Source organism: Luteimonas sp. A482 (genome assembly GCF_054072655.1).
Map to the genome: position 1 here is coordinate 436,135 of NZ_JBSVRO010000001.1, position 20,596 is coordinate 456,730.

The 20,596-nt window shown below is 70.5% G+C and carries 16 protein-coding genes; 10 read left to right on the plus strand and 6 right to left on the minus strand.

Annotation, left to right across the window (positions count from 1 at the left end; translation table 11 throughout):
- Positions 1–196 precede the first annotated feature (196 nt).
- Positions 197–1,792, minus strand: coding sequence for a carboxylesterase/lipase family protein (locus tag ACW5DW_RS01910; protein ID WP_457017008.1), 1,596 nt, complete (start codon positions 1,790–1,792; stop codon positions 197–199).
- 9 nt (positions 1,793–1,801) lie between these two features.
- Positions 1,802–3,145, minus strand: coding sequence for a pectate lyase family protein (locus tag ACW5DW_RS01915; protein ID WP_457017010.1), 1,344 nt, complete (start codon positions 3,143–3,145; stop codon positions 1,802–1,804).
- A gap of 148 nt (positions 3,146–3,293) precedes the next feature.
- On the opposite strand from ACW5DW_RS01915, the gene ACW5DW_RS01920 reads away from it, so the two are divergent.
- The 10 genes from ACW5DW_RS01920 to ACW5DW_RS01965 all read left to right on the plus strand — a co-directional run bounded on the left by ACW5DW_RS01920 (position 3,294) and on the right by ACW5DW_RS01965 (position 12,963).
- Positions 3,294–4,118 (plus strand): 2-keto-4-pentenoate hydratase, encoded by an 825-nt coding sequence (locus ACW5DW_RS01920; RefSeq protein ID WP_457017011.1) that lies wholly within the window; start codon positions 3,294–3,296, stop codon positions 4,116–4,118.
- Positions 4,115–5,107, plus strand: a complete 993-nt coding sequence (locus tag ACW5DW_RS01925; RefSeq protein WP_457017013.1) for a TRAP transporter substrate-binding protein — start codon at positions 4,115–4,117, stop codon at positions 5,105–5,107. The genes ACW5DW_RS01920 and ACW5DW_RS01925 overlap by 4 nt, the downstream gene beginning before the upstream one ends.
- Before the next feature lie 32 nt (positions 5,108–5,139).
- A complete protein-coding gene (locus ACW5DW_RS01930) occupies positions 5,140–5,655 on the plus strand; it encodes a TRAP transporter small permease (protein ID WP_457018374.1) in 516 nt (171 codons plus the stop codon).
- Between the two features lie 3 nt (positions 5,656–5,658).
- A complete protein-coding gene (locus tag ACW5DW_RS01935; RefSeq protein ID WP_457017015.1) occupies positions 5,659–6,942 on the plus strand; it encodes a TRAP transporter large permease in 1,284 nt (427 codons plus the stop codon).
- 117 nt (positions 6,943–7,059) lie between these two features.
- Complete coding sequence (locus ACW5DW_RS01940) at positions 7,060–8,106, plus strand: LacI family DNA-binding transcriptional regulator (protein WP_457017016.1); 1,047 nt, start codon at positions 7,060–7,062, stop codon at positions 8,104–8,106.
- Positions 8,107–8,468: 362 nt separating this feature from the next.
- The gene (gene kduI, locus ACW5DW_RS01945; RefSeq protein ID WP_457017018.1) at positions 8,469–9,317 is read left to right on the plus strand and encodes a 5-dehydro-4-deoxy-D-glucuronate isomerase; all 849 of its coding nucleotides are present in this window, start codon (positions 8,469–8,471) and stop codon (positions 9,315–9,317) included.
- Positions 9,318–9,338: 21 nt separating this feature from the next.
- Entirely contained in the window at positions 9,339–10,097 is a 759-nt protein-coding gene (kduD, locus tag ACW5DW_RS01950; RefSeq protein WP_457017020.1) for a 2-dehydro-3-deoxy-D-gluconate 5-dehydrogenase KduD, read from the plus strand.
- 154 nt (positions 10,098–10,251) lie between these two features.
- The gene (locus ACW5DW_RS01955; RefSeq protein WP_457017022.1) at positions 10,252–11,379 is read left to right on the plus strand and encodes a GDSL-type esterase/lipase family protein; all 1,128 of its coding nucleotides are present in this window, start codon (positions 10,252–10,254) and stop codon (positions 11,377–11,379) included.
- Between the two features lie 314 nt (positions 11,380–11,693).
- A complete protein-coding gene (locus ACW5DW_RS01960; RefSeq protein WP_457017024.1) occupies positions 11,694–12,470 on the plus strand; it encodes an SDR family oxidoreductase in 777 nt (258 codons plus the stop codon).
- Positions 12,460–12,963: a methyltransferase family protein gene (locus tag ACW5DW_RS01965; RefSeq protein WP_457017025.1), complete on the plus strand. Its 504-nt coding sequence runs from the start codon at positions 12,460–12,462 to the stop codon at positions 12,961–12,963. The genes ACW5DW_RS01960 and ACW5DW_RS01965 overlap by 11 nt, the downstream gene beginning before the upstream one ends.
- A 35-nt stretch (positions 12,964–12,998) precedes the next feature.
- Here ACW5DW_RS01965 and ACW5DW_RS01970 read toward each other — a convergent pair whose 3' ends face one another.
- The 4 genes from ACW5DW_RS01970 to gltB form a co-directional block, all read right to left on the minus strand.
- On the minus strand, positions 12,999–13,652 hold the full coding sequence (locus ACW5DW_RS01970) for a DUF4124 domain-containing protein (RefSeq protein WP_457017027.1): 654 nt from the start codon (positions 13,650–13,652) through the stop codon (positions 12,999–13,001).
- The gene (locus tag ACW5DW_RS01975) at positions 13,652–14,323 is read right to left on the minus strand and encodes a DUF4124 domain-containing protein (RefSeq protein ID WP_457017029.1); all 672 of its coding nucleotides are present in this window, start codon (positions 14,321–14,323) and stop codon (positions 13,652–13,654) included. The genes ACW5DW_RS01970 and ACW5DW_RS01975 overlap by 1 nt, the downstream gene beginning before the upstream one ends.
- A gap of 156 nt (positions 14,324–14,479) precedes the next feature.
- Positions 14,480–15,961 carry an FAD-dependent oxidoreductase gene (locus ACW5DW_RS01980; protein ID WP_457017031.1) on the minus strand — a complete coding sequence of 494 codons (1,482 nt, stop codon included), beginning with the start codon at positions 15,959–15,961 and terminating at the stop codon, positions 14,480–14,482.
- 150 nt (positions 15,962–16,111) lie between these two features.
- Positions 16,112–20,575 carry a glutamate synthase large subunit gene (gene gltB / locus ACW5DW_RS01985; protein WP_457018375.1) on the minus strand — a complete coding sequence of 1,488 codons (4,464 nt, stop codon included), beginning with the start codon at positions 20,573–20,575 and terminating at the stop codon, positions 16,112–16,114.
- Between the last annotated feature and the right edge of the window lie 21 nt (positions 20,576–20,596).

A 20,596-nucleotide genomic window follows, 5' to 3' on the forward strand; every position in this document is an offset into this window, starting at 1 on the left:
TGGCAGAACAACGATTCGCCAAGCTCTTGCCCGACTGTAGGAGCGGCTTCAGCCGCGATCGCGGTCCCCCGCAGCCCTGCAGCCGGATGCATCCATCGCGGCTGAAGCCGCTCCTACAGTGGACGGGACGTGGCCGTGCATCGGCCGACGCACGAGAGTTCAACGCCGGCCGGACCCCCACCCGGCACGCGTGCCCTCAGAACGTCCCGCGCTGGATAAAGGGGGCGCGCCGGTAGAGCCGGCGTTCGCCGCCGCGCGGGTCGTCCTGCATGCGTGGCGACGCGCCAAACACCATCGTTTCGCGGCGATCGAGCGACCAGGGCGACCAGTCGCCGGTTGCGCCCGTCCGCGGATCGCCGCTGCGGGCGAAGGCAAGCAGGGAACCCGCCATGGCGTCCGCGACCCGTTGCGCCTGCGCCGAGGTGCCTGTCTTCGAGCCCGGCTGCGCGATGTTGTCGAACACCAGCGGGATGTCGAGCGTGTGGAAGGCGCGCAGGCGCTCGCCTTCCTCCCCGGGCGGGTGCCAGTCGAGCTGGTAGGCCCAGGTATTGCCGCGGCCGTTACGTGTGCGCGCTTCGAGCTCCTCGATCGCGCCACGCCATGAGCGGCCCGCGGTGGTCGCGGCGAAGAAGATCTCCGAGGGTGTGTAGCGTGGATACAGGCGGCGGTACTCCGCGATGACGACGTCCGGGGCGATGTCCACGTACTGTTGGCTGCGCAGCTTGGCGGGCAGGGTGGCCCAGTCAAGGGCGAAGTTCGCCGGATCGTTGCCGAGGAAGGCGCGCGTCTCGTCGCGGGTGTTGCCGATGACCATCGGGATCGATGCCGATTGCGCGGGCGCGTCCGGCCAGAACGGATGGCGCGGCAGCGCCGCGCCGTCCATCACCGGGCCCAGGTACAGCGCGGTGTCCTCGACCCGCGAGGGATCGCGCGTGGCCTGCGCCTGCAGCAGCGCCTCCATGGGTACCGTGGCCAGCGAGCGGGCATCGCCGTGCGCGATGCCCAGCGCGTCGAGCAGGATGCGTGCACGCGCGTCGGCCGCGCGCGGCCCGGCGGCGGTAACCTGCTGGCCGCTCATCGTCCAAGCGCGATGGAACAGGCCGCGTGCCGCCGGCATCGCCATCAGCGTGGCGATCTTCGCGCCTCCGCCGGACTGGCCGAATACGGTGATGTTGTCCGCATCGCCGCCGAACTCCGCCGCATGCGCGCGCACCCACTGCAGTGCGTGCACCAGGTCGAGCTGGCCGGCATTGCCGGACGCGGCGTAGTCCGGTCCCAGCAGGTCCTTCAGGTGCAGGTAGCCGAAGGCGTTGAGCCGATGATTGAGCGTGACCACCACCACGTCGCCGCGCCGGCACAGCCGCGTGCCGTCGTACAGCGGATCGCTGCCCGATCCGGTGCTGAAGCCGCCGCCGTGGATGTAGACCAGCACTGGACGCCGCGCGCCGTCACGCAGCGCCGGGCTCCACAGGTTGAGGAACAGGCAGTCCTCGCTGCCCGGGCCGTCGCCGCCGCGCTGCGGGGCCGAGGCGCCGAACATGGACGCGTCGCGCACGCCGCGCCACGCCGCCTCGCGCGCTGGCGGCAGGAAGCGGCGCGGGCCGGTGTCGGCGCCATAGCGCAGCCCGCGGAACACGTGCAGGCCGCCTTCGTGCGTGCCCGCCACGCGGCCACCGCGTACGCGCGCGTGGCTGGCCGCAGGCGAGGGCGCGGCGAACAGCGCTGGCGGCGCGAGCGCAGCCGCGGCGGCCCCGGTCGCCTGCTGCAGGAACCGCCGCCGTGCATGCTGCATGGCGTCCCCTCAGCGCAGCGGTTCGCCGCGCGCGTAGCCGGCGAGCGGCTCCATGGTGTCGAGGTTCCACTTGGATTCGACGAAGGGACGCCGCGTTTCCGCGTATTGCGGATAGCCGCCCACCTGATCCTGGCTGTCGATGATCGCGCCGCGACCCTCGACCACGTCGGCAACGATGCGCCGGTCGATCGGGTCGCGGTTCCAGGGCGTGGCGCCCGCCTTCTCGATCACCGAATCCTGCACCTGTGCAGAGGGCAGCAGGCGCACGCCGAACGGCAGCGCCGGCGCGCTGCGCAGCCGGTTCACCTTGACCGGCGCGGTGGTGTAGCGGCCGACCTCGGGAATGGTCGCCTCGCCGATCACGTCCACGGCGAGGTTGTCCTCGAGGAACAGGTCGACGTCGCCCGAACCGCCGATCATGAACAGCGCCAGCTTGCGCGTGTCCGGGCCGGCGCGCAGCACGTTGCCGCGCAGGACCATGGTGCCGGTCGCGTAGTCGTGGCCGAGCCACTCTTCGGCGATCAGGTTGTAGTGCGCGGCGCGCGCGCCGGGGTTGTAGATCAGGTTGTTGAGCACCTGCCCGGACACGCCGCCCTTGAACAGCGGGTTGCGCTCGTAGTTGTGCGCGTACAGGTTGCCGGTGATCAGGATGTCCTGCACGTGGTCGTGGACCAGGCTGCCCTTGGAATGCTCGCCCTTGCCGTGGCTGGAGTAGGCCAGGCCCTCGGCGATGAGGTTGTTGCTGAAGGTGATGCGGCGCGAGGTGCCCTTGCGGAAATCCTCGAGCGTGCGGCCGCCCTCGATGAAGCGCGTGCCGGAGGACGACAGGCCCTCGTCGGTGCCCCAGGTCAGCGAGCAGTGGTCGACGATCACGTTCTCGGCGCCGACGGTGGAGATCGCGTCGAAGTCCACGCCGCTGCGCAGCGGCTTTCCGGCATCGCCCGGCCGCACGCGGATGTGGCGAACGATCACGTCATGGGTGGCGATGTCGATGCCGCCGCGGATCAGGGTGATGCCCGGTGCCGGCGCGGTCTGGCCGGCGATGGTGAGATAGGGCTCGGTGATGCGCAGCGTCTGCACGTCCAGGTCGATCACGCCGCCGACTTCGAACACGACGATGCGGGGGCCACTGGCCTCCACCGCAGCGCGCAGCGAGCCCGGCCCGTCGGTGGCAAGCGTGGTCACCCGCAGGATCTGGCCGCCGCGGCCGCCCGGGGTATGCGCGGCCCAGCCCTGCGCACTGGGGAAGGCCAGCGGCCCCTGTTCGGGGGTCGCGGCAACCGCGGACAGGGTGGCGGGCAGCAAGCAGGCGAGGACGGTCAACCAGGCGGAAAATCGGCGGATCAGAGGCATTCTGGTGGCTCCATGACGTTCGGATTCGGGCGGCCGGGGCAGAAATGTCCACCGGTTTGCCGCACTGCACATTGAAGATGACACCGGTTTACCTTACAAGGACGACCGGCCTGCGGCGATCTGCACCGCAACATCATTCGGAGGGGGCTTGAGCAGCGATATCGAGACAACCAATCAATTGGTGGCCATCGCCGAGGCATTCGTCGATGCACGCTTGCGTGGCGCCAGTGTTCCCGGCTTCCCCGGCGCCATCCCCGAGGATCTTGTGGCGGCCTACCGCGTCCAGGACCTGGCGATCGCGCGCTGGCCGGACCGGGTGGTCGGCTGGAAAGTCGGCTACATCGCGCCCGAGCGGCGCGACGGATCCGGCGACGAGCGACTGCTCGGGCCGATCTACGCGCGCCAGCTCTCGGCCCGGGCCGAGGATGCGGCGGTGCCGGTGTTCGTTGGCGGCTTCGGCGCGATCGAGGCCGAGTACGTGCTGCGCCTGGAAGCCGACGCGCCACCGGACGTCGTCGACTGGACGCCCGCCGCCACCGCCGCCGTTGCCGCCACGCTGCATGTCGGCCTGGAAATCGCGAGCAGCCCGCTGGCCACGGTCAACCAGCTCGGGCCGCAGGTGGTGGTGTCGGATTTCGGCAACAACAACGGCCTGGTGATGGGTGCGGAGATCGCCGGCTGGCGTTCGATTCCGGAGTCCGAGCTCACCGCGACAAGCTGGATCGACGGTGAATGCGTCGGTCGCGGCGGCGCCACGACCCTGCCCGGCGGGCTGCTGGCCGCGTATGCGTTCGCGCTGTCGCGCTCGGCCCGGCGCGGCCGGCCGCTCAGGGCGGGCGACCTGATCGCGACCGGCAACGCCACCGGCATCCACGACGTGCGCGTGGGCCAGCAGGTGCGCGTGGACTTCGGCGCGTACGGACAGATCAGCGGGCAGGTGGTGGCCGCCGCGCCGCGGGCAGACGCGCCGTGAGGCGCCGGCAACTGCTCGCCGCGGGCGCCGGCGTCGCCGCGCTGGCCGGACTCGGCCTGCCGGCATGGGCCAGCCCGCCGCGCGGCGGGCTGCTCACCGCCACCGACGTGCACGTGAGCGACTACCCGACCGTGCTGGCCATGCGCTGGATCGGGGAGACGCTTGAACGCGAGACCGGCGGCCGGCTGCGCATCCGCCTCTATCACTCCGGCCAGCTCGGCCGCGAGGCCGAGGCCATCGGCATGGCCCGCTTCGGCGCGATCGATTTCGCCCGCGTCTACAGCGGCGCGCTCAACAACGCCTTCCCGCTGACGCGCGCGCTGTGCCTGCCCTATGTGTTCGACTCGGTCGCGCACATGCGCCGGGCGATGGATGGCGACGTCGGCCAGACCGTGCTCGACGGATTCGGCGAGCGCGGGCTGGTAGGGCTCGCCATCTATGACTCGGGCGCGCGCTGCTTCTACAACGCGCGCCAGCCGATCCACCGGCCCGAGGACCTGGCCGGCATGAAGATCCGCGTGCCGGTGTCGGACATCTTCATCCGCATGCTGCGCCTGTTCGGGGCCAACGCCACGCCGCTGTCGCTGGGCGAGGTGTACTCGGGCATGGAGACGCACATGATCGACGGCGCGGAAAACAACATCCGCAGCTTCCATTCCAGCCGCCACTTCGAGGCCGCGCGCTACTGGTCGCAGAGCGAGCATTCCTACGCGCCGGACGTGCTGCTGCTCTCGCGCCATACCTGGGACGCGCTCAGCCCGACCGACCGCGAACTGCTGCGCGAGACCGCGCGCCAGTCGGTCACGGTGATGCGCGAGGCCTGGGATGCGTCCGAGGCCAGCGCCCGCGAACAGATACTCGCCGCCGGCGTCGAGGCCAACGACGTCGACGTGGAGGCTTTCCGCCGCGCCGCCGCACCGCTGCTCGCCGAATACCGCAAGGATCCGCGGATCGACGCGCTGCACGCCCGCATCCGCGCCACCGCATGAGGACACCGATGACTGCAGCTCCTGGCAACGACCTGCCCGAGACCGACGACAGCGGGCTTCCCGAACTGGATTCGCCGCGCGGTCCGCTCGATCGCCTCAGCGATCTGTCCATCGGCATCGCCGCCGTCTCGCTGGCCGGCCTGGTGCTGGTGCAGGGCTGGCAGGTGATTGCCCGCTACGTGCTCAACAACTCGCCGAGCTGGACCGAGCCGGTGACGCTGCTGCTGCTCAGCACCGCGATGAGCCTCGGCGCGGCGGCGGGCGTGCACACGCAGCGACACTTCAGCTTCAGCCTGCTGGCCGAGGCGATGCGGCCCGGCGTGCGCCGGGTGGTGGACACCTGCAACATCCTGGTGGTGGTCGGTATTGGCGGGGTGCTGGCGGGCTGGGGCGGGGTGCTGCTGTTTGATGGCCTCGACGTGCGTCTGGCCGGCGCACCGATGCCGCAGAGCATCAACTTCCTGCCGCTCTCGCTGGGCGGCGCGCTGATGTGCGTGTTCGCACTGGCGCGGCTGCCCAAGCTGCTGCGCAGCGACGGGGAGGGCTGAGCCATGGGCATCGCAATCCTGTTCTTCGTATTCATCGCGCTGCTGGTGATGGGCGTGCCGGTGGCGTTCGCGCTGGCCGCGGGCTCGTTGGCGGCGCTGCTTTACCTCGACCTGCCGGCGGTGGTGCTGGTGCAGCAGGTGGGTGCCGGCATCGGCACCGCTTCGTTGATCGCGATCCCGCTCTTCATCTTCGCCGGCGAGATCATGATGCGCGGCGGGATTTCCGAACGCCTGATCGCGCTGGCCGCCGGCCTGGTCGGCCGCGTGCGCGGCGGCCTGGGGCAGGTGTCGGTGCTGTCGTCGCTGTTCTTCGGCGGCGTGTCGGGCTCGGCAATCGCCGACGTCTCGGCGGTCGGCGGCACGATGATCCCGCAGATGATCAAGCGCGGCTACGACCGCGACTTCGCCGTCAACGTCAGCATCACCGCTGCGCTGGTGGCGCTGCTGGTGCCGCCCTCGCACAACCTGATCCTGTATTCGGCCGCGGCCGGCGGCGGCATCTCGATCGCCGACCTGTTCGCCGGCGGCATCGTGCCGGCGCTGCTGATGACCGCGGTGCTGATGCTCACCGGCTACATCGTTGCGCGCCGCCGCGGTTACGGCACCGAACCCTTCCCGGGCAAGCGCGCGGTGCTGCTGCGATTTGTGTCGGCACTGCCCGGGCTGGGCCTGGTCGCGCTGATCTTCATCGGCATCCGTGCCGGCGTGTTCACCGCGGTCGAGAGCGCGGCGGTGGCGGTGGTGTACGCGCTGCTGGTGACGGTGGTGCTGTACCGGCAGCTGCCGTGGCGCGTGTTCGTCCAGACCATCGTGCATGCCTCGCGCACCACCGGCGTGATCCTGTTCGTGATCGCATGCGCGGCCGCGTTCGGCTGGCTGCTGGCCTACCTGCAGGTGCCGGTGACGGCGGTTGAGGCGCTGCAGTCCATCGCCGACAGCAAGTACACGGCGCTGCTGCTGATCGTGCTGATCCTGCTGCTGCTGGGCACCTTCATGGACCTGGCGCCGATGATCCTCATCTGCACGCCGATCTTCCTGCCGGTGGCCAAGGCCTACGGCGTCCACCCGGTGCACTTTGGCATGGTGCTGGTGCTGACCGGCGGCCTGGGCCTGGTGACGCCGCCGGTGGGCTCGGTGCTGTTCGTCGGCACCGCGATCGGCAAGATCACCATTGCCGAGAGCCTGCGCTCGATCTGGCCGTTCTGGCTGGCCGGGCTGGGGGTGCTGCTGGCGGTGGTGCTGTTCCCGCAGATGTCGCTGTGGCTGCCGGCGCTGCTGCGTTCCTGACTGGACGGCGGCAGGGCGCCGGCTGAGCGGCGCGCCCGTGCCCCGGGGGCGCTCCGCAATTCCGGCCGCCCCGCGCTAGACTGCTTGGACACCGGTATCAGGCCGGGCAGGACCCGTATGTCGCGCAATCCCAAGGAAGACAAAGCCTGGCTGGCACCGGGCAAGGCCGCCACCATCAACGACATCGCCCGGCTGGCCGGGGTGTCGAAGAAGACCGTGTCGCGCATCATCAACCGCTCGCCGCTGGTGCGCGCCGATACGCGCGAGAAGGTCGAGGCGCTGATGCGCGAGGTCAGCTACGTGCCCGACCCGATGGCGCGGGGGCTGGCGTTCCGCCGCTCGTTCCTGATCGGGATGATCTACGACAACCCGACCGCGCAGTACATCGTCGACATCCAGTACGGCGCGCTCGATGCGCTGCGCGACTCGGGTTTCGAGCTGGTGGTGCATCCCTGCGACAGCCGCAGCCCGGATTACGTGACCGGGGTGCGACGCTTCGTGCAGCTGCAGAAACTGCACGGCGTGATGCTGGTGCCGCGCGTGTCGGAAGACCAGTCGCTGTGCGACATGCTCAACGAAATCGGCTGCCGCTACGCGCGCATCGCGGCGGTGTCGCTGGACGGCCCGGAGAAGATGGTGGTCACCCACGACCGCGACGGCGCGGCCGAGGTGGCGGACTACCTGCAGAGCCTGGGCCATCGCGACATGGCGATGATCACCGGTCCGGTCGCCTACCGCTCGGCGATCGAGCGCACCGAAGGGTTCGTCGGCGCGCTGCAGCGCCGCGGCATCGAGCTGCCCAAGGCGCGGCTGGTGGAAGCCGGCTACACCTTCGAGTCCGGCCTGGCCGCTGCCGAAAAGCTGCTTGGCGCGAAGAAGCGCCCGACCGCGATCTTCTGCGGCAATGACGAGATGGCCGCGGGCGTCTACCGGGTCGCGCTGCGTACCGGCATCCAGATCCCGCAGCAGCTGTCGGTGGTGGGCTACGACGACAGCCCGCTGGCCTCGCGGCTGTGGCCGCCGCTGACCTCGGTGCGCCGCGACACGCGCGATACCGGCCGCATGGCCGCGGCGATGCTGCTGCAGAGCGAACCCGGCGCGCGTCCGCTCTCGAGCGTGCGCCCGCACCTGGTGATCCGCGACTCCTGCCAGCCGCCGGCGTAGCGGCCAGCGCCCGCCCTCTGCGGCCTATCGGCAGGTAGCCGCTTGCCCGGGCCAAAGCTGTAGCGACTGTCATTTCGACCGAAGGGAGAAGGGCATTTCAACGGCGAAGCCGGTCAATCCCGCGCCAGCCGCGCATGCCGGCGCGGCGCCGGCCAAGCCCGTGGGCGCGCGCATGCCTGCAGGCAAGCCCCAGGCAGCGAACTGGCGGTCAAGGCACGCGCGATGCGGGCCGGATGCCAACGGAAACGCCAGAACAGACCGTGCCGCAGTGCGGTATGACACCGGTTACCAGAATGGGTAGACTCATCCCCGTTCGATTCATCTGGCCGGCCACGCCGGCCTCCGCACCACGGAGCCCTGCCATGTTCAGCAAGACCTATCACGCCACCCATCCCGACATGATGGATGGCGCCAGCAACGACCAACTGCGCGACCGCTACCTGGTCGGCGACCTGTTCGTCGCGGACACGGTGCAGCTCAATTATTCGCACAACGAGCGCTTCGTGATCGGCGGTGCCGCGCCAGTATCGAAGGCGGTCGAGCTGCCGCGCCAGACCGAGCCCGAGTCCGCCAAGGGCCACCCCTTCCTCGAGCGCCGCGAGCTGGGCGTGATCAACGTCGGCGCCGGTGCGGGCAAGGTCACCGTCGACGGCACCGAGTACGTGCTTGGCCCGAAGGACGGGCTGTACGTGGCGATGGGCAGCACCGATGTGTCGTTCGCTTCCGACGATGCAGCAAACCCCGCCAAGTTCTACCTCACCTCGACGCCCGCGCATGCGCGCTTCGAGACCAAGGCGCTGTCGATCAAGGACGCCGTCGCGCTCGACCGCGGCGCGCTGGAAACCAGCAACGAACGCACCATCTACCAGTACATCGTGCCCGCCACCTGCCAATCCTCGCAGCTGCTGCTGGGCCTGACCGTGCTCAAGTCCGGCAGCGTCTGGAACACCATGCCGCCGCACCTGCACGACCGCCGCAGCGAAATCTATTTCTACTTCGACCTCGGCGAGAACGACCGCGTCTACCACTTCATGGGTGAGCCCGATGCGCAGCGCCACATCGTGATGGGCAACGACGAGGCGGTGATCTCGCCGCCGTGGTCGATCCACATGGGTTCGGGCACGTCCAACTACGCCTTCATCTGGGCAATGGGCGGCGAAAACCTCGACTACACCGACATGCACGTGCTGGACATCTGCCAGCTCAAGTAAGACGACCCAGGAGGCTACAACGTGGCAGGCAATCCCTTCAGTCTGGAAGGCAAGGTCGCGCTGGTCACCGGCGCCAACACCGGTCTCGGCCAGGGCATCGCCCTGGCGCTGGCCGAAGCGGGCGCCGACATCGCCGGCGCCGGCATCGTGGAAGCGACCGAAACCGGTGAAAAGGTGCGCGCACTCGGGCGTCGTTTCCTCAACCTCGACGCCAACCTGATCTCGATCGAGCCGGTGGAGCGGCTGGTGCAGGAAACCATCGCCCAGCTCGGCGGGCTCGACATCCTGGTCAACAACGCGGGCCTGATCCGCCGCGCCGACGCGGTGGACTTCAGCGAGAAGGACTGGGACGACGTGATGAACGTCAACATCAAGTCCGCGTTCTTCATGTCGCAGGCGGCGGGGCGCCACTTCATCGCCCAGGGCAGCGGCAAGATCATCAACATCGCCTCGATGCTGTCGTTCCAGGGCGGAATCCGCGTGCCCTCGTACACCGCGTCCAAGAGCGGCATCGCCGGCATCACCCGGCTGCTGGCCAACGAGTGGGGCGCGAAGGGCGTGAACATCAACGCGATCGCGCCGGGCTACATGGCCACCGACAACACCGCGCAGCTGCGCGCGGATGCCGATCGCAACAGGGCCATCCTCGACCGCATCCCCGCCGCGCGCTGGGGCGAGCCGTCCGACCTCGGCGGCACCGCGGTGTTCCTGGCCAGCCGCGCCTCGGACTATGTCAACGGCGCGGTGATCCCCGTGGACGGCGGCTGGCTGGCGCGCTGAGTGTTGTCCGGAACGGGCGGAGGGATCGACGTCCTCCCCGATGTGGCCATCCGCCCGTTCCACTTTTTCTTTCCTGCCGCGTGTACGGCACGCCGCCGTTCGTTCCGACGTCCGCTGATGCATTGAACGTCGGCGCAGCCTTCAAGGGGCCGTGATGCTGCCTGACCTGAAAGCCCTGGCTGCGTGCGGCGTCCTGTGCTTCGCAGGTATCGCCAGCGCCCACGCCGCGCCGCCGCGGGTGTTCATCGCCGGCGACTCCACCGCCAGCGCCTACCCGCCCGAACGCGCGCCGCGCGAAGGCTGGGGCATGCAGCTGCACCACTACCTGGCCGATGGCGTGGAGGTGCGCAACCACGCGCAGAGCGGGCGCAGTGCGCGCAGCTTCATCGAGCAGGGCTGGCTCGACGCGATCGCCGCCGAGCTCGGCGAAGGCGACGTGCTGCTGATCCAGTTCGGACACAACGACGCCAAACTCGAGGACCCGACACGCTACAGCGAACCGCTGGTCGAGTACCCGCGCTGGCTGATGCGCCATGTCGAGCTGGCCCGCGACCGTGGCGCCACGCCGGTGCTGGTCACGCCGGTGGCGCGCCGCAAGTTCGACGGCAACCAGTTGCTCGACACGCACGGACCGTATCCGCAGGCGGTGCGCGAGCTGGCCCGGCGCGAACACGTCGCGCTGGTCGACCTCAATGCCCTGAGCATGGACTGGCTGCGAGACGCCGGTGACGCGGGATCGAAGCCCTACTTCATGCACGTGCCGGCGCAGAAGCAGGCCGACGACACCCATTTCAGCGCCGCCGGCGCGCAGCTCGTGGCCTGCCTGGTCGCCGCCGGATGGCGCGCGGCCGATGCCCGTGCGCCCGTGCGCGAGGTGACGCCGGAGGACTGCCGCCGCGTTGAAGCGCCCGCATCTGCGCAGGTGTCACCCTCGGTCGTGGTCAACGAGCGCGACATCGCCTCGCAGCAGCCCGGACCCCACGAAGGCGAGGGGACGACCACCGCGTATCCCTTCTTCGCCAATGCGACCGGCTTCGACCTGATGTTCCGCAAGCGCGCCCTGCATGCCGGCGCGACCATCGGCGCACACGTCAACGACAAGGACGAGATCTACTACGTACTCTCGGGCCGCGGCGAACTGACGCTCAACGGCGCGACGCGCGAAGTCGGGCAGGGCGATGCCATCCTCACCCGCAACGGCGACAGCCACGCGCTGCGCCAGCTGGGCGACGATGACCTGGTGATCTTCATCGTCTTCGACGAGGCCTCGCGCAGCCCCTGAGCGCCCTCGCCGCACCACAGGTCAGGGCGCGGCGCGGCGAGCCACTGCCGCAACCACGGTCCCACCGCCCGAGCATGCGCGTACCGGCAGGTCGCTGCGTGCCTGCCTGGCGCGGAACCTCAGCCCTTGCCTGCATCCCGTGCCGCAGCCGCCTGCGGTGCTGGCGGCGTCTCATCAGTCGGGTCGGGCGGTGGCGCGCAGGCTGCGCACCCGAGCAGCGCGGCGAGCATGGCCAGTCGGCGGATGGCGTGCATGGCGGCCTCCAGTGTGTATCCCGGCGCTATGCTACGCCGGTCACATCAAGGGGAATGCACATGGATCCGCATCGCTGGCGCCTGGATGGGCAGCTTGCGCTGGTGACCGGCGGCAGCGCCGGCATCGGTCGCGCGATCGCGCGCGAACTGCTGGGCTTCGGCGCGACCGTGCTGATCGTCGCGCGCAACGGCGATGCGCTGGAGGCCGCGCGCGACGAACTGGCCGAGGAGCGTCCCGACGGCGACATCCGCGCCTTCATCGGCGACGTCGTCGACGAGGAACAGCGGCGCGAGGTGCTGGACTGGGTCGAGGACCAGGGCGATGGCCTCAACATCCTGGTCAACAACGCCGGTGGCAACCTCACCCGCGCCGCCAACGACTACACCGAGGACCAGTGGCGCGAGATCTTCGAGGTCAACGTGTTCAGCGCCTTCGAACTCTCGCGCTACGCGCATCCGCTGCTCACCCGGCACGCGGTCTCGTCCATCGTCAACGTGGGCAGTGTGTCGGGGCTGACCCATGTGCGCAGCGGCGCGCCCTACGGCATGAGCAAGGCGGCGATGCACCAGATGACGCGCAACCTCGCGGTCGAATGGGCCGAGGACGGTGTGCGCGTGAACGCGGTGGCGCCGTGGTACATCCGCACGCGCCGCACCTCCGACAAGCTGTCCGATCCCGACTACCTGGACGAGGTGCTGCTGCGCACGCCGATGGGACGCATAGGCGAGCCCGAGGAGGTGGCCGCCGCGGTCGCGTTCCTGTGCCTGCCAGCGGCCGCCTACATCACCGGTGAATGCATCGCCGTGGACGGGGGCTTCCTGCGGCATGGGTTCTGACATCGCGCCTGCGGGCGCAACGCGCAGCGATGCACCCTGGCTGGTGCGCTCGACCTCGCCGCTGCACTGCGTGCTGGCCTTTGCCGCCGGTGCGGTGCTGCAGACCACGATGGGCCTGCCGGTGCCGCAGGGCGCGCTGCGCGATGGGCTGGAAGTGGCGGGCACGTTGCTGGCCAATGGCGGGCTGCTGCTGGTGCTGTGGAGCTTCGCGCTGTTCGCACGCCGACGCACCACGATCATGCCGGGCGGCGCGCCCAGCGGCCTGGTGCGGGCCGGTCCGTTCCGGCGCACGCGCAACCCGGTCTACATCGGCCTGCTGGCCAGCTATGTCGGCCTGGCGCTGATGTACGACCTGCACTGGGCGCTGGCGACGTTGCCGCTGCCGCTGTGGGTCCTGAGACGCGCGATCATTCCATGGGAAGAGGCGGCGCTGCATTCGCGGTTCGGCCGCGACTACCTCGACTACCGTGAGGCGGTGCCGCGCTGGCTGTAGCGCGTGTCGTGGCGTGGAAGGGCCGAGCCCGCAGATCAGGGCGGCAGGGCGCAGCTGGAATCGGTGAGGATGCGGGTGACCCGCGCGAAGTCTTCCTGCAGGCGCGGCTTGTCCTGCCCGCGGGCGTGACGCCAGGAGGACTCGATCTCGCGCTGGCGGCGCTTCCACGCGCCGCACTCGGCCTTCTGGCCGACGCGGGCGCACACGTCGTAGCGGTTCTCGCAGGCCTCGCCCACGCCGCCGGTGTCCAGGCGCACGCAGCGCGGGCCGGGCGAGTGATCCTCGCTGACGTAGCTGTCGTTGTCCCAGCTCTCGCACTGGTAGATCGGCGGAGGAGGCAGGCGGGCGTCCTCGGCAATCCGCGCGGGGCGCGGCAGGTCGGGGCGCGGTGGCCCGGTGATCGGCTCGTCCTGCGGTCCGGCAACCTGCTCGAAGTCGGACAGCGGCGGGGGCGCCCAGGCCGGCGGCTCCTCGGCGACCACGAGGGCGGCGGGCGGCGGCGCGGGACGGGTCGGCAGGGCTTGGACCTTGCGGATCTCCTGCTTGCTCCCGGCCGGGCAGGGCGTGCCGTTCTGGATCGTGACCTCGCCGCTGGCGGCGGTGCAGCGGTAGATGGTGCTGGCGTCCTGCGCGGGCGCGATCGACGCGCACAGCAGCAGGACGGCGGCCAGGCAGGCGGACCGGCGCATCAGTGGTTCGCGCAGTCGGCGGCGAACCGTGCGTTGATGCCGCGTTCCTCGACGCGCAGCGTGTCGCGCTCGCGCTCCTGGGCGTTGAAGAAGCGCTGCCGGATCTGCCCGCGACGATCGACCAGGCGCGAGCACACCTCGCCCTGGGGCAGGGCATGGCAGGTGTCGCGCACCCAGGTACCCGCCCCGCCGTAGCCGCCGAAGCCGCCGTCGCCGGGACGATGCGGGTGCCCGGGCCGGCCCGGGCGTCCGCTGCCGGGAGGAGGTGGATCGGGCTTGGGCGTCGGCGCGCCCACCCGACCGCCGAGCGGCCGATTGGCGTAGTAGTCGCCCAATGCGCTGCTGCCGGCGCGGGGCGTCGGGTCGCCCGGACGCCAGTCGCTGCGGTATCCCAGCGTCCACAGCGGCACCCAGCGCGGATTGCCTTCGCCGGTTTCGCTGGTATAGCGCTCACCGTCGGGGGTCACGCATTCGTACATCGGCTGCGGCGTGCGTGCGGTCACTGCCAGCGCTGGCGGAGGTGGCGGTGGCGCCGTCCTCGGCGACGCCCGGTTCAGCGGCTCGCCATCGGTGGGCCGCTGCATCTCCAGCGTCTGCCCGGTGCTGCCGTCGGCGCAGGGCACGTCGCCCAGGGTCACGTGGCCGCGTGCGTCGACGCAGCGATGGACCATGACCGGATCGGCCCCGCGGGCGGGGCCCGCAACTGCGAACAGCACGCACAGCAGACAGCAGGACAGGAGCGGGCGCATGCGGCCATCTTGCAGCTGCGTGGCGGCCCGTGCAAACGCGGCGCCGGTGCGTGCGTCAGCGGCGATGCGGTCCGCCGCTCAGGCCGCGTCGAGCGCGGCGGCCGGCTGTGCCTGGCTGCGCAGCAGGCGTGCGATGGCCGCCGCAGCATCGCGGCCTTCCTTCACCGCGGTCACCACCAGGTCGGCGCCGCGCACGCAGTCGCCGCCGGCGAACAGGCGCGGATGCGAGGTCTGGTAGGGCAGGCGGTCGTCGCCACCGACGATGAGGCGGCCGTTCTCGCGCGCCTTCACCCCCAGCGACGCCAGCCATTCCGGCGGCCGCGGCGAGAAGCCGAAGGCAATGATCACCACGTCCGCGTCCAGCAGCGACTCGCTGCCGGCAATGGCGACCGCATTGCGGCGGCCATTGGCATCGGGCTCGCCCAGCCGGGTCTCGACCACGCGCACGCCGTCGAGGCGCTGGCCGTCCGCGCTCTCGACCGCCAGCGGCTGGCGATTGAACAGGAAGCGCACGCCTTCCTCGCGCGCGTTGGCCACCTCGCGCGCCGAGCCGGGCATGTTGGCCTCGTCGCGGCGGTAGGCGCAGGTGACGCTGGCCGCGCCCAGGCGGATCGCCGAACGCACGCAGTCCATGCCGGTGTCGCCGCCGCCCAGCACGACCACGCGCTTGCCGGACAGGTCGGGCAGCGCCAGGCTGTCCTCCCAGCCGGCGATCGGCCGGCCCTGCGGCTCGCGGCCGGTGACGATGCGCCCGTGCTGCACCAGGAACGGCAGCGCCGGCAGCACGCCGGGCAGGTCCTGCCCCGGCAGGCCGCCGTCGGTATAGCGGTAGGCGCCCAGGCCGAGGAACACCGCGTCGTACTCCGACAGCAGCGTGCCGATGGCCACGTCGCGGCCCACCTCCACGCCCAGCCTGAAGCGCACGCCCATCTCCTCCAGCACGTCGCGGCGCGTCGCGATCACCGACTTGTCGAGCTTGAAGCTGGGGATGCCGAACTGCATCAGCCCGCCGATCTGCTCATAGCGGTCGAACACGGTCGCGGCGATGCCGGCGCGCGCGAGCCGGTCGGCGCAGGCCAGGCCGGCGGGACCCGCGCCGATCACCGCCACGCGATTGCCGGTGGCGACCACCTTGGACAGGTCCGGTCGCCAGCCCTGCTCGAAGGCGGTGTCGACGATGTACTTCTCGACCGCGCCGATCGTCACCGCGCCGAAGCCGGCGTTGAGGGTGCAGGCGCCTTCGCACAGCCGGTCCTGCGGGCACACGCGTCCGCACATCTCGGGCAGCGGATTGGTTTCGTGGCACAGGGCCGCCGCCTCCAGGATGCGGCCTTCCTCCACCAGCGCCAGCCAGTTGGGGATGTAGTTGTGCACCGGGCACTTGACCTCGCAGTACGGGTTGCCGCAGTCCAGGCAGCGGCCGGCCTGGTGCACCGCCTCGGCCTGGCCGAACTGGCCGTACAGTTCGTTCCAGTCGCCGTCGGTGCGCAGCTGCAGCGGCACCTTGCGCGGCATGTCGCGCGGAACATCAAGGAACTGGAAAACCTGCTTCTTGCTCATGGCGGGGCCGTGATTCTTGTATTCGTGACGGGTGGTCGGGAACAGCGCGTGCGAAACCGCCGCACGCGGGAGGCGTGCCGGCGACGTGCCGGGTCGCCATGCCCTTGCTGGTTCCGAACACCCACAACGAATCACGAATCACGATTTCCATCACGCCGCCCTGCGCAACTCGTGCGCCAGCGCCTCGAGGCTTGCCGCCTTGGGCTTGACCAGCCAGAACTTGCCGACGAAGTCGCGGAACTCGTCGAGGATGCGCGCGCTCCAGGCGCTGCCGGTGAGGCTTGCATGTTCCTGCACCAGCTCGGTCAGGTGCTGGCGGTGGTTGTCGAAGCTCTCGGGCGAGATGCGCACGATGTCGATCAGCTCATGGTTGTAGCGGTCGACGAAATCGCGGTCCAGGTCGAGCACGTAGGCCAGGCCGCCGGTGAGGCCGGCGCCGAAGTTCAGGCCGGTGCGGCCCAGCACGACCACCGTGCCGCCGGTCATGTACTCGCAGCAGTGGTCGCCCGCGCCCTCGACCACCGCCACCGCGCCGGAGTTGCGCACCGCGAAGCGTTCGCCGGCGCGTCCGGCCGCGTACAGCTCGCCGCCGGTGGCACCGTACAGGCAGGTGTTGCCCAGGATCGGCGTATGCCGAGACTCGAATGCGCTGCCACGCGGCGGCGAGAGCACGATGCGGCCGCCGGCCATGCCCTTGCCGACGTAGTCGTTGGCTTCGCCCTCCAGCTGCAGGCGCAGGCCGCCGGCGTTGAACGCGCCGAAGCTCTGTCCGGCGCTGCCGGTCAGGCGCAGCGTGAGCGGACGCGCCGCCATGCCGGCGTTGCCATGGTGGCGTGCGATCAGCCCGGACAAGCGTGTGCCGATGCTGCGGTCGGTGTTGCGGATGGTGTCGACGTGTTCGCCGCCTTCTGCGCGCTCGATCGCGCCCGACAGCGCCGCGTCCAGGCGCGCGGCCAGTCCGTCCGGCGGCGCCTGCAGTGCGGGCGCGCCGCAATACGCGGCCGGCTGCGCGGCATCGCGCGCCAGCATCCGCGACAGGTCGATGTCGACGTCCTCGCGCGTATGCCGCAGGTGCTGCTCGAGCAGGTCGGTGCGGCCGATGATCTCGTCCAGCGAACGCGCGCCCAGCGCCGCCAGCAGTTCGCGCACGTCCTGGGCGACGTTGCGGAAGAAGTTCTCGACGCGCTCCGGCAGCCCGGTGAAGTGGGCCGAGCGCAGGCGCTCGTCCTGGGTGGCGATGCCGGTGGCACAGTTGTTGAGGTGGCAGATGCGCAGGTACTTGCAGCCCAGCGCGATCATCGGCGCGGTGCCGAAGCCGAAGCTGTCGGCGCCCAGCATCGCCGCCTTGACCACGTCCAGCCCGGTCTTGAGCCCGCCGTCGGTCTGCAGCAGCACGCGCTCACGCAGCTCGTTGGCCTGCAGCGCCTGGCGCGCCTCCGACAGGCCCAGCTCCCAGGGCGCGCCGGCATAGCGGATCGAACCGAGCGGGCTGGCACCGGTGCCGCCGTCGTGGCCGGAGATGGTGATCAGGTCGGCGCCGGCCTTGACCACGCCCGCCGCGATGGTGCCCACGCCCGCGTGTGAGACCAGCTTCACCGAGATCAGCGCGGTCGGATTGACCTGGCGCAGGTCGAAGATCAGCTGCGCCAGATCCTCGATCGAATAGATGTCGTGGTGCGGCGGCGGCGAGATCAGGCCGATGCCGGGCCGCGCATAGCGCAGCCGCGCGATCAGCGGATTGACCTTGCTGCCCGGCAGCTGCCCGCCCTCGCCGGGCTTGGCGCCCTGCGCGACCTTGATCTGCAGCACCTCGGCGTTGATCAGGTACTCGGGCGTGACGCCGAAGCGGCCCGAGGCGATCTGCTTGATCTTGCTGCGCTTGTCCGTGCCGTGGCGGGCGGGATCCTCGCCGCCCTCGCCGGAGTTGCTGCGCCCGCCGAGCCGGTTCATGGCGATCGCCAGCGCCTCGTGCGCCTCGGGCGACAGCGCGCCCAGGCTCATCGCCGCGGAGTCGAAGCGCTTCAGGATCGAGGCGATGGATTCGACCTCGTCCAGCGGCACCGGCGTGCCCAGCGCGCGCGGGCGCAGCAGGTCGCGCAGCGCCGCGGGCGGGCGCTTGTCGACGTGGTCGGCGTAGGCCTTCCAGTCCTCGCGCGTGCCGGTGAGCACCGCGCGCTGCAGGGTCTGCACCACGTCGGGGTTGTACTGGTGGTATTCGCCGCCGTGCACGTAGCGCATCAGCCCGCCTGGCTCGGGCAGGGCGTTGTCGTCCCAGCCGTGCGCGGCAAGCGCCCAGGCGTCGGCTTCCAGCCGGGCGAAGCCGGCGCCGCTGATGCGCGAAGGCGTGCCTTCGAAGCACAGCGAGACGACCGCCTCATCCAGCCCGACGATCTCGAACAGCTGCGCGCCGCGATAGCTGGCGATGCTGCCGATGCCCATCTTCGACAGGATCTTGAGCAGGCCCTTCTTGATGCCGCGGCGGTAGCTGCGGCCGAACTGTGTCGGCTCGTTGCTGGTCTTGCCGCCCAGCAGGCCGCGGCGCGCGAGCGCGGCCAGGGTCTGGTAGGCGAGATAGGGATAGACCGCGGTCGCGCCGAACCCGATCAGGCAGGCGAAGTGGTGCGGGTCGCGCGCAGTGCCGGTCTCGACGATCAGGTTGGTGTCGCAGCGCAGTCCCTGCCGCACCAGATGCAGGTGCACCGCGCCGGTGGCCAGCAGCGCGTGCACCGCGGCGTGGCCGTGGCGCGGCCGGCGGTCGCTGAGGATCAGCAGTTCCACGCCCGCGCGCACCGCGGCCTCGGCTTCGGCGCAGATGCGCGCGAGCGCCGTGCGCAGTCCGCTGCGCCGCTCGAAGTACAGGTCGATGTAGCGATGCCGCGACTCGAACCGCGGCAGCGCCAGCAGCTGGTGCAGCTTGCGCTGCGACAGCACCGGCGAGTTGAGCATCACGTGATCGACATTCCCCGCCTGGTCGAGGAACAGGTTGCCCTCGCGCCCGATCTGGGTGGAGAGCGTCATCACGCAGGCCTCGCGCAATGGATCGATCGGCGGATTGGTGACCTGTGCGAACGCCTGGCGGAAGCAGTCGTACAGTGGCCGCACGCGCTGGCTGATCGCGGCCATCGGCACGTCGTCGCCCATCGAGCCGATGCCTTCCTGCTCGGTCTCGGCCAGCGGCCGCAGCACCGCCTCCTGCTCCTCGCGCGAGAGCTGGAACAGCTTCTGGAACGCCAGCAACATTTCCGGCGTGAACGGCGCATCGGTCAGTGCCGGGTCGATGAGCTCGGTGTGCAGCCAGCGCATGCCGCGCTTGAGCCACTGCTTGTACGGCGCGCGCATGCGGTTGAGATCGTCGATCGCATCGCTGTCGAGCAGGCGCCCGGCCTCGAGGTCGACCGCGATCATCTCGCCGGGACCCAGCTTGCCCTTGGCCTGCACCTGCTCGGGCGGCAGGTCCCACACGCCGGCCTCGGAGGCGATCAGGAACACGCCGTCGCGCGAGAGCGTCCAGCGCGCCGGGCGCAGGCCGTTGCGATCGAGCGTGCAGGCGGCGAAGCGGCCGTCGCACATCACCACGCCGGCCGGGCCATCCCAGGGCTCGGAGTTGATCGAGTAGTACTCGTAGAACGCGGCGAGGTCGGCGTCCTTGTACTCCAGCGATTGCGTCGCCGGCGGGATCAGGATGCGCATCGCCTGCGGGAGGTCCATGCCGCCGAGCAGCAGCCATTCGAGCATGTTGTCGAGCGACTGCGAGTCCGAGCCGTGCAGGGTCACGGTCGATTCGAATTCCGACACGTCCAGCAGCGGCGAGCGCCATACGTGCTTGCGGGCCTGCGCCCAGCGCCGGTTGCCCTCGATGCTGTTGATCTCGCCGTTGTGGGCGAGCCTGCGGAACGGATGCGCCAGCGGCCAGCGCGGCAGGGTGTTGGTGGAGAAGCGCTGGTGGAACACGACCGCGCGCGCGGCCAGCTGCGGGTGCGACAGGTCCGGGAACAGCTGGCGCAGGTGGCTGGGCAGGACCATGCCCTTGTAGCCGAGCAGCCGCGGCGACAGCCCGACCACGTAAAAGTCGGCCAGCGCGGCCAGCGCTTCCTCACTGCGCCGGCGCGCGAGGTACAGCGCGCGTTCGAGCTTGGCGGTGTCGGGTTCGTCGGTCTCGACGAAGACCTGCTCGATGCGCGGCACGGTGGCGCGCGCCAGCTTGCCGCAGGCGGCCAGGTCGATCGGCACCTCGCGCCAGCCGGCCACGCGCACGCCTTCGCGCCGCAGCTGCGCGGCCAGCGTGTCGCGGCATATCAAAGCATCGCCATCGTCGTGCGGCAGGAACACCATGCCGGCGGCAACGGCCCCCTCGTGCAGTGGGAAACCGGATTCGTGCGCCAGCGTGCGGACGAAGGATTGCGCGCCGTGGATCAGCACGCCGCAGCCATCGCCAGACAGGCCGTCGGCGGCCACGCCGCCGCGGTGCGCCATGCGCGATAGCGCTTCGAGCGCGATGTCGACGATGGCGCGCTCGGGCTCGCCCTGGATCTTGGCGATCAGGCCGAAACCACAGCTGTCGTGTTCGCTTGCGGGGTCGTGGAGGCCCCGATCCGGGTGTGCCCGCATCGTCATGTCGTCGTGGTGGTGGTCGGG